The 14,476-nt window shown below is 67.9% G+C and carries 12 protein-coding genes and 1 pseudogene; 5 read left to right on the forward strand and 8 right to left on the reverse strand.

What is annotated here, in order from left to right; genetic code table 11:
- Positions 1-388: pseudogene (locus H488_RS0118915) on the forward strand (cytochrome ubiquinol oxidase subunit I); the annotation flags it as partial.
- A gap of 39 nt (positions 389-427) precedes the next feature.
- Here H488_RS0118915 and gnd read toward each other — a convergent pair.
- The 3 genes from gnd to H488_RS32580 form a co-directional block, all read right to left on the reverse strand.
- Positions 428-1,408, reverse strand: a complete 981-nt coding sequence (gene gnd / locus H488_RS32570; protein ID WP_237740464.1) for a phosphogluconate dehydrogenase (NAD(+)-dependent, decarboxylating) — start codon at positions 1,406-1,408, stop codon at positions 428-430.
- A gap of 176 nt (positions 1,409-1,584) precedes the next feature.
- Positions 1,585-1,950, reverse strand: coding sequence for a DUF488 domain-containing protein (locus tag H488_RS32575; RefSeq protein ID WP_043739482.1), 366 nt, complete (start codon positions 1,948-1,950; stop codon positions 1,585-1,587).
- An 89-nt stretch (positions 1,951-2,039) separates the two neighbouring features.
- Complete coding sequence (locus H488_RS32580; protein ID WP_017834428.1) at positions 2,040-3,461, reverse strand: glucose-6-phosphate dehydrogenase; 1,422 nt, start codon at positions 3,459-3,461, stop codon at positions 2,040-2,042.
- A gap of 60 nt (positions 3,462-3,521) precedes the next feature.
- On the opposite strand from H488_RS32580, the gene H488_RS32585 reads away from it, so the two are divergent.
- Complete coding sequence (locus H488_RS32585) at positions 3,522-5,423, forward strand: glycoside hydrolase family 15 protein (RefSeq protein WP_017834429.1); 1,902 nt, start codon at positions 3,522-3,524, stop codon at positions 5,421-5,423.
- A 63-nt stretch (positions 5,424-5,486) separates the two neighbouring features.
- Here the strand turns inward: H488_RS32585 and H488_RS32590 are convergent, their stop codons facing one another.
- The 4 genes from H488_RS32590 to H488_RS32605 all read right to left on the reverse strand — a co-directional run bounded on the left by H488_RS32590 (position 5,487) and on the right by H488_RS32605 (position 10,524).
- Entirely contained in the window at positions 5,487-6,656 is a 1,170-nt protein-coding gene (locus H488_RS32590; protein WP_031283520.1) for a cation:proton antiporter, read from the reverse strand.
- Positions 6,657-6,801: 145 nt separating this feature from the next.
- Positions 6,802-7,263, reverse strand: coding sequence for a hypothetical protein (locus tag H488_RS32595; protein ID WP_017834431.1), 462 nt, complete (start codon positions 7,261-7,263; stop codon positions 6,802-6,804).
- Positions 7,260-9,749 (reverse strand): molybdopterin oxidoreductase family protein, encoded by a 2,490-nt coding sequence (locus H488_RS32600; RefSeq protein ID WP_017834432.1) that lies wholly within the window; start codon positions 9,747-9,749, stop codon positions 7,260-7,262. Before H488_RS32600 ends, H488_RS32595 begins: the two co-directional genes overlap by 4 nt.
- Before the next feature lie 181 nt (positions 9,750-9,930).
- Positions 9,931-10,524 (reverse strand): recombinase family protein, encoded by a 594-nt coding sequence (locus H488_RS32605; protein ID WP_017834433.1) that lies wholly within the window; start codon positions 10,522-10,524, stop codon positions 9,931-9,933.
- A gap of 303 nt (positions 10,525-10,827) precedes the next feature.
- On the opposite strand from H488_RS32605, the gene H488_RS32610 reads away from it, so the two are divergent.
- Complete coding sequence (locus tag H488_RS32610) at positions 10,828-11,250, forward strand: hypothetical protein (RefSeq protein ID WP_017834434.1); 423 nt, start codon at positions 10,828-10,830, stop codon at positions 11,248-11,250.
- A gap of 917 nt (positions 11,251-12,167) precedes the next feature.
- Here the strand turns inward: H488_RS32610 and H488_RS32615 are convergent.
- Positions 12,168-13,487 carry an IS256 family transposase gene (locus H488_RS32615; protein ID WP_017834435.1) on the reverse strand — a complete coding sequence of 440 codons (1,320 nt, stop codon included), beginning with the start codon at positions 13,485-13,487 and terminating at the stop codon, positions 12,168-12,170.
- A gap of 152 nt (positions 13,488-13,639) precedes the next feature.
- Here H488_RS32615 and H488_RS32620 point away from each other — a divergent pair, with 152 nt between their 5' ends.
- Positions 13,640-13,858, forward strand: coding sequence for a hypothetical protein (locus H488_RS32620; protein WP_150110385.1), 219 nt, complete (start codon positions 13,640-13,642; stop codon positions 13,856-13,858).
- Positions 13,858-14,181, forward strand: a complete 324-nt coding sequence (locus tag H488_RS32625; RefSeq protein WP_229587287.1) for a hypothetical protein — start codon at positions 13,858-13,860, stop codon at positions 14,179-14,181. Before H488_RS32620 ends, H488_RS32625 begins: the two co-directional genes overlap by 1 nt.
- Positions 14,182-14,476: the final 295 nt, after the last annotated feature.

Consider the following 14,476-nt stretch of genomic DNA (forward strand, 5'->3'; position numbering starts at 1 on the left):
CCACATGACCTTCCTGATCCAGCACTGGCTGGGCGTGGACGGCATGCCGCGCCGCTACGCGGACTACCTGCCGGAGGACAACTTCACCTGGATGAACCAGATCTCCACGGCAGGCGCCATGCTTCTAGGGGCTTCGATGATCCCGTTCCTCTACAACGTGTACACGACTTGGCGCAACGGCACGAAGGTCGAGGTCGACGACCCCTGGGGCTTCGGCGGATCGCTGGAGTGGGCGACGTCCTGTCCGCCGCCGCGGCACAACTTCACCTCGTTGCCGCGCATCCGCTCCGAGCGTCCCGCGCTGGACCTGCACCACCCGGAGCTGGCCGCGGAGTCCCCGCAGCAGTCCCCGGTCGACGACGCCGCCATCGCTACCCGGGATACCTGAGACCCGGTCCTGGGTTCCGGCGACCAGAGGAGCCCGGGCCTACTGCTCGGCCGGGTGGGCCGGTTCCTCCCCGGGAGCTGCTTCAACATGTTCAGGGCCGGCGGCGGCGTCTTTGACGGCGTGGCCGCCGAACTGATTGCGCATCGCCGCGATCATCTTCATCGCCGGGGCCTCGTCCTGGCGGGAGGCGAAGCGGGCGAACAAGGCGTTGGAGATGGCCGGGACCGGCACGGCCAGGTCCAGGGCGGCCTCCACCGTCCACCGGCCCTCCCCGGAGTCCTCGGCGTAGCCGGCCAGCCGGTCCAGGTGCTCGTCCTCGTTGAGGGCGTTGACCGCCAGGTCCAGCAGCCAGGACTTGATCACCGAGCCCTCGCGCCAGGAGTTGAAAGTCTCGCGCACCGAGGTGACGTGGCCGGCGGCCTCGAGCAGCTCCCAGCCCTCGGCGTAGGCCTGCATGATCGCGTACTCGATGCCGTTGTGGACCATCTTCGCGAAGTGACCCGCACCGTGGTCCCCGGCGTGCACGAAACCGAACTCCCCGGCGGGTTTCAGGGAGTCGAAGATCGGCTGGACCTTCGCCACGGTCGTCTCCTCCCCGCCGACCATCAGGGCGTAGCCCTGGGTGATGCCCCACACGCCCCCGGAGACCCCGCAGTCGAGGTACTCGATGCCCTTCTCGGCCAGCTTCCGCGCCCGGGGGGCGTCGTGGACCCACCGGGAGTTCCCGCCGTCGATGATCACATCGCCTTCCCCCAGCAGCCCGGCCAGTTCCTCGATCACCGGATCCACCACCCGGTCCGGGACCATCACCCACACGACCTGGGGTTCGCGGTCGATCCGGGCCACCATCGCGGTCAGGTCCTCGACGTCGGAGAGCTCCGGGTTGGTGTCGTAGCCGATGATGGTGTGCCCGGCCTCGCGCAGGCGTTCACGCATGTTCCCGCCCATCTTGCCCAGCCCTACCAGTCCCATCTGCATGGTGGCCCCCATTCCTTCGTCCAGCCGGCTGCTGTTGGTCATGTGCTGCTTCACGCCCGGTAGTGCGTCCGGGATCACCCATCTCGGTCCGCCGGGTAACCCTTCGTGCCCCATCATGGCGCGGTGGGGATGGTGAGCAACAGGGCGGACCTGGACCTCTCATCCGCCCCGGGCACACGCCGGCCTCCAGGGCGGTTGGGGCGCCGGTGATCAGCAGGTCAGCGCCGCAGCAAATCGGCCAGGACTGCGGCTTCACTGATCTGCGGGGTCTTGGTGGGCGTGATCAGTGTCAGCGGCCCGTGCTCGGCCAGCTCGCGCAGACGCTTGAGGGCTTTAGCGCGTTCGGGGTCGCGGAGTTCGGCGTGGTAGCGGCGGGTGAACTCCTCGAAACGCTCGGGGTCGTGGTCGTACCACTTCCGGAGCGCGGTCGAGGGTGCGACGCTCTTGCACCACTCGTCCAGATCGGCCTTTTCCTTGCTCAGTCCGCGGGGCCACAGCCGGTCGACCAGCACGCGGGTGCCGTCCCCCGGGGCGGGCTCCTCGTAGGCCCGGCGGACCTGTACCGCATACTTGTTCGCCATCATCTCCTCACCTTCCCGCGAGCCGTCCCGGCCCTGGTGCAACTTTGTGTTTCCAGGGAGCCCCGGAACGCAGCTGCAGCGTGGTCTCAGGGCTACCAGGTCTGTGGTCCGGAGGAGCCGGCAGGGTACTCCTCCAGGGGCACCTGCCCAGACTGCCAGGCGGCCCGGATCTGGTCGACGACCCGCCAGGCGTGCTCAGCGGCCTCCCCGGACAGGGACAGTGAAGGATCTCGGTCCAGGATTCCGTGCAGCACCTCCCCATAGGGGTTCAACCGGCCGGCGCCGAAGTCGGCGCTGAGCCGGCCGCGGTCCAGGACGAAGGGGTCACCGGGGCCGTTGACGTTGAGCTCCAGCACCATCGCGTCCGGCCCGAGACAGACGCGCAGCACCGTCGGCTCAAGATGCCCGTCCAAACCTGCAGGCAGGTGCGGGACCTCTCGGAAGGTGATGGCGATCTCCCGCCGGGCGGCTTCCAGGGCCTTGCCCGAGCGCAGCACGAACGGCACCCCGGACCACCGCCAGGTGGTCGACTCCAGGGTGACCTCGGCCAGGGTCTCGGTGTCCCGGTCAGGGTCCACCCCGTGCTCATCGGTGTAGGAGGGAAGTCGGCGGTCTCCGATGGTGCCGGCGGTGTAGCGGGCGCGCCGGCCGGCCGCCACGGGGTCCCCGGCGAAGGGACGCACGGCGCGCAGGGCCTCGGTCTTGGCCGCGCGCAGATCGGTGGCATGCACCGACTGCGGGGCGTCCATGGTGACCAGGGCCATGACCTGCAGCAGGTGGGACTGGATCATGTCGACCATCGCCCCGGCCCGGTCGTAGTAGCCGGCACGGTTCTCCAGGCCGAGTTGCTCGTCGTAGACGATCTCGACCTTCGCGACGTGGTCGCGGTTGAACAACGGCTCGAAGAGGTAGTTGGCGAAGCGCAGCCCGAGGATGTTGAGCACCGTGGACTTGCCCAGGAAGTGGTCCACCCGGAAGACCTGGTCCTCGTCCACCAGCGAGAGCAGGCGCCGGTTGAGCGCGGCGGCACCGGTCTGGTCCGCGCCGAAGGGCTTCTCCAGGGCGAGCAGGGTGCCCTCCGGCAACGACACCCGGTGCAGCGCGTCAATGGCCTTGGCGGTCACTGCCGGGGGCAGGGCGAAGTACAGGGCCGGGATCCCGGTGGCGGAGGCCAGGACCTGCTGAAGGTCTTCGGCCGATGACGCGTCGGTGACCAGGTACTCGGCGTGGTCCAGGACATGGTCCACGGCCGGGCCGGTGGCATCGACGGAGTCGAAGGCCGCCCGCACCACCTCGGCCCACTGCCGGCTGTCGCGCGGGGCGGGGTCGGCGCCGATCAGACGGAGCCGCCGTGCAGGTTGTTCGGTGAGCAACCGCCCCAGACCGGGCAGCAGCAACCGGGAGGTGAGATCGCCGGTGGCGCCCAGGACGACCAGGGTCCCGATGCTCTCCGTTCCGGTGCCCTGCGTACCGGTGTCCTCCGCATTCGTGTTCTCCGTACTGGTGGTGTCCATATCAGCACGCTACGCCGCAAGCCCCTGGGTGTCGCCAGGGTCCCTTGATTGAATGACCGCATGGACACCGACTCCGCCGCCCCCGTTTCCACCCCGCTGGAGGACTACGCTCTGCTGTCGGATCTGCACACCGGTCCGCTGGTGTCCCGGGAGGGCAGCATCGATTGGTTGTGCTTCCCCCGCTTCGACTCCCCCGCCGTTTTCGCAGCCCTGCTCGGGGGCCCGGAGGACGGGCGCTGGAAGGTCTCCGCGGTGGACGGGAAGGTCGTGTCCCGCCGCTACCTGCCGCGCACCTTCGTGCTGGAGACCACCTGGACCACCCCCACCGGCACCCTGGTGATCACCGACTTCATGCCCCCGGGCAGCCACCGCGCCGACCTCGTCCGGCGCGTGGAGTGCATCCAGGGGCGGGTGGAGGTGGAGCACGACCTGCGGATCCGTTTTGACTACAACCGGGCCAAGCCCTGGACGCGGCGGGTCGATATCGAAGGGACCGGGACGTGCGGGCTGCTCTCGGTGGCCGGCCCGGACGGGCTGTTGCTGGCCGGCCCGCTGCTGCACCCCCACGAGGCCCAGCAGGAGGAACCCCAGGCCGGGATGGAGGACCGCCACGAAGCCTCTGAACACGGTCACTCCGATGACTACCAGGGGGCGGTATCTGATCGGCTTACCGGGGTGTTCCCCGTCTCCGCCGGGGAATCTCTGGACTGGGTGCTCACCTGGCATCCTTCTCACCTGGATCCGCCCACCCCCGAGGACCCGCAGGACGCCTTCGACCGCACCGTGGCCTACTGGCGGGAATGGTCCGCCCAGGTGAATGTGCACAATGACCACGACCGGGCGGTGCTGCGTTCGCTGATGGTGCTGCGGGCGCTGACCAACAGTGACACCGGGGGAATCGTGGCCGCCCCCACCACCTCCTTGCCCGAGGACTTCGGCGGGGTGCGCAACTGGGACTACCGCTACACCTGGTTGCGCGACGCGGCCCTGACCATCGAGACCCTCATCGCCCACAACTTCACCGACGGCGCCCTGCACTGGCGCAACTGGCTGCTGCGTGCCGTCGCCGGGGACCCCGAGGACATCCAGATCATGTACGGGATCGCCGGGGAACGCCAGCTGCCCGAGACGGTGCTGCCCCACTTGGCCGGCTACGAGGACTCCACCCCGGTGCGCATCGGCAACGGCGCCGCCACCCAGTACCAGGCCGACGTCGTGGGCGAGGTCATGCTCGCCCTGGCATCTCTTCGGGACGCGGGCGTGACCGAAGACGAATACTCCTGGGGGCTGCAGAAGAACCTGCTGCGCTTCGTCGAGACCAACTACGACCGCACCGGCCACGGCATCTGGGAGATGCGCGGTGAACCGGCGTTCTTCGTCCATGGGCGGGCCATGATGTGGGCCGCTTTCGACCAAGGGATCCGCGCCGTCGAGCAGCACGGCCTGGACGGGCCCCTTCAGCGATGGCGGGACCTGCGGGACCGGTTGCGGGAAGAGATCATGGACCACGGCTTCGACGAGAAGCTGAACTCCTTCACCCAGACCTACGACAACACCGAAGTGGACGCTTCCCTGTTGCAACTGCCGCACACCGGGTTCCTCGTCTACGACGACCCCCGGATGCTGGGCACCGTGGCGCGGATCGAGCGGGAACTGGCCGACGAGCACGGGCTGCTGCGCCGCTACCGCACCCGGGCCGGCCGAGATGGCCTGCCCGGGGACGAGTACCCGTTCCTGATCTGCACCTTCTGGCTCGTGGAGCAGTACGCCCACAGCGGTCGCCTCGACGACGCCCAAGGTCTTCTGGACCAGCTCACCGGCTACGCCAGCAATCTGGGGCTCTACGCCGAGGAGTACGATCCCGACAGCGGACGGTTGGCCGGCAATTTCCCGCAGGCCTTCAGCCACCTCGGGTTCATCCGTGCAGTGGACGCCGTCGCCAAAGCCGCCGCGCGCCCCTGAGCCAAGGCCGTCACCGGGACTGCAGGACCCAGGGCAGGGTCTCCGGTGCCCCGGCCGGGATGGTCAGTGCATGCGTTCTTCGAGCTTCTTGGCCACGACCACGTCGGTGGAGGAGTGGGCGACGATCGAGATCACGATGACCAGGGCGACCAGGTGGAAGAGGTGATCGGCCTGGTCGATCCCGGATTCCAGCACGATCAGGCCGTAGACCACCGAGGCGAATCCTTTGGGGCCGAACCACATCGCGGCCACCTGTTGCCCGGCGGGGAGGTCGCTGCCGAGGAAGGACAGGTACAGGGCCACCGGGCGGGCGAGCACCAGGGCCAGCACGGCGAACACCCACCCGGTGAGCTGGGTCTCCTGGAAGAGGAAGCTGGGGGTCATGAGTGCCCCGAACACCAGGATCGCGGCGAGTTTGAGCAACTCCTTGACCAGTTCGCCGAACTGCTCGAACTCTTCCCGGAACTCAGGGCGGTAGTTCACCACGGTGATGCCGGCCGAGAACGCGGCCAGAAAGAGGTTGGCGTGTGTGGTGGTGGCCACCGCCAGCACCAGCATTCCGATGGACACCGTCAGCAATGGCTGCAGCTTCTCGTGGGCTTTGAGGAACGGGACCCGTTCCAGGGTCAGCACGGTCAGGGGGATGAGCACGCCCACAACGATGCCCAGCCCGATCTCCTCGGCCAGTTGCCAGCCGTGGGCGTCGGTGCCGCCGGCGGCGGCCAGCAGCACCAGCACGATGGGCAGGGCCAGCCCGTCGTTGACCCCGGATTCCACGTTGAGCAGGTGGCGCAGCCGCCCGGGGACCTCCTCGCGCCCGACAATGGCCGAGGCGAACACCGGATCGGTCGGGGCGAGCACGGCTCCGAGGAGGAAGGACTCCAACCACGGTAATCCGACGACGTAGTGGGCGAGCACCGCGGTGGCCGCCAGGGTCAGCGGCAATCCCAGCAGCAACGCCCGCCCGGGGAGTCGCCAGGCGGAGCGTAACTGGGGCAGGCCCACGCGCATGCCGTCGGTGAACAGCACCGAGAACAGCGCCAGCTCGGCCAAGGTCTCCACCAGAGGGTGACCGGAGCGGATATCGAGGACCCCGAGCACCCCTTCACCGAGGACGAAGCCGGCCAGCAGGAACAGCACGGCGGTGGAGATGATGGTGCGGCTGGCGCGTTCGGAGATCAGCACCCCGATCAGCAGCACCACGGCGAAACTTAGCAGCAGGGGTGAGGACATGCTTCTCCTGACTCCGGTGGACCCGCACACCGTATCCGTGGTGCTGTGCCCGCCTGGAGCCGGGTGCGCAGGTACGGGTAGGCCCCGGCTGTACCGGGTTCGGCCCGCGAGGGGCTGCGACACCGGCCCGGCACCGCCTGGGATGCTACTGGGCGACGATGAGGGCTTGTGGGGCGGCTTGCTTCATCCTCGTGGACAGCCAGCCCAGTTGCACTCGGGTCTCGCTCTCGCAGCGTTCGACCACGTCGATCAGCTCTTTGTCGCGCAGCCCCTGGGCGGCCTGTTTCACCGCGGTCCAGGTGATGTCCACGAGACTGGCCAGCAGGTACAGGTCCTGCAGGTCCCGCAGCAGCCCCACAGGCCCGGAGCGCGTCTCGGCGAGGCCATCGGCATGCAGGCGCTCGGGCTCGTCGTCCTCCTCGACCTCGCCGTAGCGGTCCACGATCGGGGCCAGGGCCTGCTCATGGGCCTCGCACTGATCGGCCAACGACTGGCACAGGTAGTACACATCGGGCTCGGCTCCGTGGCCCTCGGCGACCTGCCGGAAGGATGCGGCCAGGGTCTGTTCGGACTTGTGCAGCAAGCCCAGGTAGACGGGGAATTTCATGCCCTCTCCTCCTTCGTGGCCACGGCCGGCGATTCGGTCGGGGCGATGGTTTCCTGCACTTGGGCCGCGGCACCTCCGACCGTCACCGGGACCCGGCCACCGCGGGCGGGGCGTGAGGCGGTGGTGGTCGGTGCCGGGGCGGGGCCGGTCGCGTCGGCGATTTTGGTGACGCGCACGGCGGCGACCTTGTACACCGGTTGTTTCGAGACCGGGTCCCACTCGGTCAGCGTCAGCTCGTTGGCTGCCCGGTGGCGCTGCTGCGGGTTGCCGCCGCTGGGGTCGGCGGTGTCCCAGTAGCCGTAGTGGAACGGGGCAAAAACGGTGCCATCCCGGATGTCACCGACCCGCACCGGGGCTTCGAGGTGCCCGCGCGGGGACTCCACCCGTACGACGTCGCCCTCGACCAGACCCAACTCCGCCGCGTCGGCCACCGAGATCTCCACCCACGCATCCGGGGCCGCCTGGTGCAGCTGAGGCGCCCGGTCGGTCTTGGTGCGGGTGTGGAAGTGGTACACCGTGCGCCCGGTGCTGTACCGGAACGGGTACTCCTGGCGTGGGGTTTCATGCGAACCCTGGTAGGGGGCGGTCTTGAAAATCGCCCGCCCGCCCGGGGCCATCGCCCGATACGCCTGTTCGCCGACCGTGGCGCCGGTGGTCAGATCATGGCCGTAGGTCTCGCTGTAGTCCGGGTCGGAGGAGAACACCCCGTCGCGGTAGAGCCGCACCGTCCCGTCCGGGTGATCCTCGTTGACCGGCCATGGGATGCCGCTGCCCCCACGGATCCGGTCATAGGTAATCCCGGTGTAATCGCACGGACGTCCCCGGGTGCATTCCCGCCAGGCGTTGAACCCGTCTTCCGGGCCCTCCCAGTCCAGCAGCGGGGCCCCGGAACGAGTGCGGAAATCCATGCGCCGGGAGTAGTCCAGGAAGATGTCCAGGTCACTGCGGGCCTCACCCGGCGGGTCCACGGCCTTCTCCGACAAGTGCACGGTGCGGTTGACGTTGGTGAACGTGCCGGTCTTCTCACCCCAGGCTGCGGCCGGGAGCACCACGTCGGCGTAGCGGGCGGTCTCGGTCAGGTACAGGTCCTGGACCACCAGGAACAATCCCTCCCGGTCCAAGATGTCTCGGATCCGGGACAGCTGCGGCAGCGACACCGCCGGGTTGGTCGCCGAGATCCACAAGAATTTGATCGATCCCTGCTCGACGTAGCGGAAGATCTGCATCGCATGGGTCGGCGGGGCCCAGTGCGGGATCACCAGCGGATCCACGTCCCACAAATCGGCCAGCTGCTGGATGTGCTCGGGATTCTCCCAGTTGCGAAACCCCGGCAGGTCCCCGTCAGCGCCGGTCTCACGGGTGTTCTGCGCGGTGGGCTGGCCGTTCATCTGCAGGATCCCGCACCCCGGCTTGCCCAGCAACCCACGCAGCAGGTGCAGATTGTTGACCTGGCACGAGGACGCGGTGGCCTGGGAAGACTGGTAAAAACCCTGCAGCACAGTGGACAGCACCCGCTCGGACGTCCCGAAGATGCGGGCAGCCTCCCGGACGTCGTGTGCGGCCACCCCGCACTCCTCGGCCACGGCCTCCGGCGTCCAGGGCTCGATCTGCGCAGCGAGGTCCTCGAAGCGCAGCGTGTGGGCGGCGATGTAGTCCTCATCGATCCATCCCTGGGCGATCACTTCCCGGATCAGCCCGTGCATCAGGGCCAGGTTCGTGCCCGGGCGCACCGCCAGGTGCACGTCGGCGTGCCGGGCCACCTCGGTCTCGCGCGGGTCCACGCACACCATCCTCGGGCGATCCGGGCCGGCCAACCGGTCCAGCACGCGGGCCCACAGCACCGTCTGGGTCTCGGCCATGTTGTGCCCGTACAGGAAGATCGCATCGCACTCGTCGATGTCCACATAGCTGCCCGGCTGCCCGTCAGAACCGAAGGACTCCTTCATCGCCGCCCCAGAAGTAGCGGTGCACAACCGGGTGTTGCCGTCCATGTGCGGGGTCCCCAGCCCCGCCTTGCCCAGGATCCCCAGCGCGTAGTACTCCTCCAGGAACAGTTGCCCCGAAGTGTAGAACCCGTGGGACAAGGGCCCTTTGTCCTTCAGCAACTGTTGGCTGCGGGAGACGATCCGCTCCATCGCGGTGTCCCAGTCCGTTTCCACGAGTTCCCCGTTCTCCCGCACCAGCGGACGGGTGAGACGGTCCTTGTGGGCCACGCCCTGCCAGGAGGCGAACAGACCCTTCGGCCCGAGGCGGCCGTGGTTGACGATGTCCACCGCCCGGCCACGGACCCCGACCATGGTCCCGTCCTTGACCGCGATGTCGACTCCGCAGCCGTTGCTGCACAACACGCACGCCGACTGCACCCACCGGTCCACGTCCTCCTCGGCCAGCCCCTCGGCCAGGACCTGATCCACCCGCACCGGCCACCGCCGTCCGCGGGCGAACGGAGTCCTGGTCCCCCAAATATCAGCTATCCGATCCACCATGGCCGTACTCCTCATCAAAGCGACGGGATCCTGCGAACGACAAAGGCGGCCATCAATGTGCCGCCCCTCACATCCGCGACGCTAATACTCCTCGCCGCAGGAGGAAACCCGGGAAGGCGACCCACCCGGGCACCCCTGGCGCACGGCACATGCATCACGGTGCTCCCAGTCAACGGCGACCTCAGATCGTCGTCACCTGCGGCAACTCCCGGATCCGCCGGTAGAGGGTGGCCCGGGACATCCCGAGGTCCCGGGCGACCTGGGTGGCCGGCTCCCCGGACTCGATCAGCCGGAGGGCGTTGCGAATCTGGGAGTCGGTGAAGGTCTGGCGGCGGCCGCCGAGATCCTTGCCGGCGGCCCGGCGTTTGGCCACCGAGTCCGTGATGCGTTCGCGTTTGATCTCCAGCTCCATCTGCGCCAGTGCGGCCATCACCGTGAAGACCATTGAACCCATCGGGGTGGCCGTGTCCACGTCTCCCCCACCGAGGTTCAGCACCCGCAAACCGGCACCTCTGCCCCGCAACGCCTCGGCGAAGGCCAGCATGTTCTGCGTTGACCGCCCCAACCGGTCCAGTGTGGTAATGACGAGCGTGTCCCCCTCCTCGAGCGCAGCGACCGCCTGGTCGAACTGCGGACGCGACGCACGACCTCCAGACACTCCACTGTCGACATAGAGGTCATCGGGTCGCACGCCGGCACTCAACAGGTCAGACACTTGGCGGTCTGCCTCCTGTTGCCGTGTCGACACTCGGGCATACCCGATCCGCTTCCCCATGCCCACCTCATCTGTCTCGCAACTAACGTTGAGTATCCGATTCTAGGGGCATGGATAAAGCACATAGCTACGAGACAGGCCGAACCGCGGAAACATGCGGGTGCAAATTTTCGTGACGAGACGTCTTGCATCCCATGGTTTGAAAAGCGGCCTGATGTCATATTGCTCAGCCTGCTTCTAGCATTATCGGCCCCGCGCCTACCCTGGTTAATCACCACGGGGCCCCCGACCTGCCGGCACTGCCCTGCTCTGCCCCAAGTCGGCGCCGCGAGACCATCTCTCACCTGCGAACAGGAACAACACATGACGACCTCTGCACCTGGAGCCCTGGCCGTCGAGTTGCACCCGGCCTCCCCCACCCAGTGGGCCGCCACCTACTACCCCATGGTGGTCACCCCCGTGGGTCGCTGGGCCGAGGTGACCTGGGATCTGTACCAGCACCTGATGCCCGCCGCTCCTGCCCCGCGGGAGCCGGCACGGTGGCTGGAGGCGTGCAGCCCCGATCCCGATCATCCCTGCTACGCCGGCCACCAGGAGTGGGCCACCGAACTGGCCGCCGGCTATGCAGCCGCACGGGCCGTCCACGACACCGAGGTCATCGAGGAACCCCTCTCGGACCAGGAGGCGCAGTTGTTGCGCGAGGACACGTTCGTCGTCCCGGCCGGACAGCTTTCGGAGTGGGTGCTCGACGACCTCAAGGACGAGACCTCGAGCATCGGGGGCTGATCCTGCGCACGGGCCACCCCTTCCCGCCACGCCCGACCACCCCGACCCCTTCTATTCACAAGCGCACATTGTTGTTTCAGGTTGTGAACGCGAACACACCCCCGACATTGCCGCACGCGACGGGAGCGAGCATCCTGGCTTACCAGGGGGACAGGCGATCTGCATCAGACCATCCTCCAGCTTCGGCCGTGTTGACCGGGCGCGCCATGGTTCCGGGGGGATCCATGGTGCGAGCCAGATCATGGTCCGCGACGAAGCAGCACGGGGCGGGATGGCCGGGGGGCCACCCCGCCCCTGCCATATCTATCCACGATCTCGCAGCGACGGCAGGCGGATCCGCCCCCAGAAGACGTCGCTCAGCCCAGCCCCCGACTGACGAGTCATCCCCTCGGTCGGGCGGCGCTCTTGTGAGCGACGCTGATCCCAGGGCAACCATCGTCATCGACGCCACCCCCTGGACTCACTCGGTCATACGCGTCCACCACTGCACGTAGCCTCTGGTCAGCGGCCCTCACGGTGTTTCACGCTGGTGCTGTGGCGGAAAGGCACCCCCACACAGAAAGCCGGACACCATCCCATGTCCGGCCTTCTGCTTTCCCAGTACAGCGAGGGATTCTCCGCCCAGGGGCACGACCGGGTCCTGCCCTTGACCCATCAGCTCTCCCATCCGGTGGTCCTGCGTAGCACCGCCACCGCAGCACCGGCAGCCCAACGCGCTGCTCACCCATGGTCCGAGGTGATCGAGCAACCAATACAGAAGCTCAAGACGTACGTCGAGAACACCGACGGGGACTGTCGCTCTAACGGTGTAAGAGGCGTTTCCATGGTTAGTGGTTCTCCGCCGCCGGCATCCGGTCGGCGAAGGTGATGGCAAANCGGGGACTGTCGCTCTAACGGTGTAAGAGGCGTTTCCATGGTTAGTGGTTCTCCGCCGCCGGCATCCGGTCGGCGAAGGTGATGGCAAAGGCGTTCAGCGCCGGCTTCCACCGTGTGACCCATCGTGTCTGCCCGGTGCCCTTCGGGTCCAGGGATCGCACGACCAGGTACAGGGTCTTCATCGCGGACTGCTCGTTCGGGAAGTGCCCACGGGCCCGCACCGCCCTCCGGAACCGGGCGTTGAGGGACTCGATGGCATTCGTCGAGCAGATCACCCGGCGGATCTCCACGTCGTAGTCCAGGAACGGCACGAACTCGGTCCAGGCATTGCGCCACAGCCGGCTGATCGCCGGGTACCGGGCGCCCCACTTGTCCTCCACCTCCTCCAGGGCGGCCTCGGCGGCAGCGGCGGTCGGGGCGGTGTAGACGGGCTTGAGGTCCTTGGCGAGCTCGTCCCAGTACTTCCTTGAGGCGTAGCGGAAGGTCCCGCGGATCAGATGGATGATGCAGGTCTGCACCGTGGCCAGTGGGAACACCGCGTTCACCGAGTCGGGCAGGCCCTTCAGCCCGTCGCAGACCACGAAGAACACGTCGCGCACCCCGCGTGACTTCAGGTCGTTGAGGACCGCGTACCAGAACTTCGCCGACTCCCCGTCGCCGTCCCCGGCCCACATCCCCAGGATGTCCTTATGCCCGCCCAGGTCCACCCCGATCGCGGCGTACACGGGCCGGTTGCGGACCTGCCCGTCGCGGACCTTGACCATGATGGCGTCGATGAAGATCGCCGCGTAGACCTGCTCCAGCGGCCGGGCCCACCAGGCCTGCATCTCCTCGATCACCCGGTCGGTGATACGGGTGACGGTGTCCTTGCTGACGTCGGCGCCGTAGACCTCGCCCAGGTGCGCGCTGATCTCTCCGGTGGTCAGGCCCTTGGCCGAGAGCGAGAGCACGACCTGGTCCAGGTCCGTCAGCCGCCGCTGGCGCTTGCGCACGATCACCGGCTCGAAGCTGGCCTGCCGGTCCCGGGGGACCTCGATCTCCACGGGGCCGGCGTTGTCGGTGATCACCGTCTTGACCCGCCTCCCGTTGCGCGAGTTGCCCCGGTTACGCCCTTGCGGGTCACCGGGTTCATAGCCGAGGTGTTCGTTCATCTCCTCATCCAGGGCGGCCTCGACGACCATCTTGGTCAGCTGCTTCAACAGCCCGCCCGGGCCGGTCAACGCCGCCCCGCTGGCGCGGGCGGCACGGACCAGCTCCCGGACCGTGTCCTGCTCAGCCGCGCTCAGCTGCGCGTTCTCTTCCGGCTCGTCACCGGGCTTCGGTGGGCTCACGTCCACCAGTGTCTCGATCTTCTCGCTCATGTCGACCCTCCAACCCCGAACGGGGTGATTGGGNTCGTCACCGGGCTTCGGTGGGCTCACGTCCACCAGTGTCTCGATCTTCTCGCTCATGTCGACCCTCCAACCCCGAACGGGGTGATTGGGCCTCTTACACCGTTACTGCGATAGTCCCGTTGCGGGCGAACTGGGACGACTTCATGGACTTCGCCACCAAGCAGGCGCTGGCCGCTCCGTCCAAGACCGCCTTCCAGGGCAGCGGTAAGTACTGCTACACCACCCCAGTCCAGATCCGGAACTCCCGCGGCGCCGTCGTGAAGACGTTCTATCCTCGGATTATCATCTCCTCGACCAACCGTCGAGTGATCACGTCCATCCCAGGAGGCTCGTGCTGATGCCCGCACCGATCACGGTCCGCATGTTCAACGAGCACGGCTGCCCCTGGCCGTTCTTCGGCCCCGAGAGCCTGATGAGCCAGGAGGAGTTCCCGCTGCCGGCAGAGCTCACCGAGCAGGTCCTGGCGTGGACGTCCGACTTCGCCCGCCACTACGACGAGGAGCGCGGCTGGCCCTCGGCGCAGGCATACGAGGCCTCCCGGCAGGAGGGGCGGCGCCTGGCCGCCGAGGTACAGACGGCCGTCGGGGACGAGGTGCGGATCCAGCTCGAGCACTGGGAGCGGATGGTCGACGGCCAGGAGGCCGCCGCCCAGACCAGCTGATCCAGCCGCAGCCATCAACGGAGGGCCTGTCTCCCCAGAGCAGACCCTCCGTTCCCATGTCCGCACCCTGGCGCGGCCTCTTGGGGTGTCCGCACACATGGGTGCCGTCCCCACAGAGTTCACCGTCGGGAAGGACCCCATGAGCACCACGACCCCCGCCGCCTCCGCGGCCGCCACGGAGATCGAGACGACCGGCGCCCCGATCCTCGGTTTCTTGCAGCTGAACACCTCCAACGGCAAGGTGTTCCTCAACGCCACTGCCCCGTCCAGCGAGTTCCAGTCCAGCACCGCTTTC

Origin of the sequence: Kocuria sp. UCD-OTCP (assembly GCF_000349605.1) — a bacterium.
In the GTDB taxonomy this organism is placed as follows: domain Bacteria; phylum Actinomycetota; class Actinomycetes; order Actinomycetales; family Micrococcaceae; genus Kocuria; species Kocuria rosea.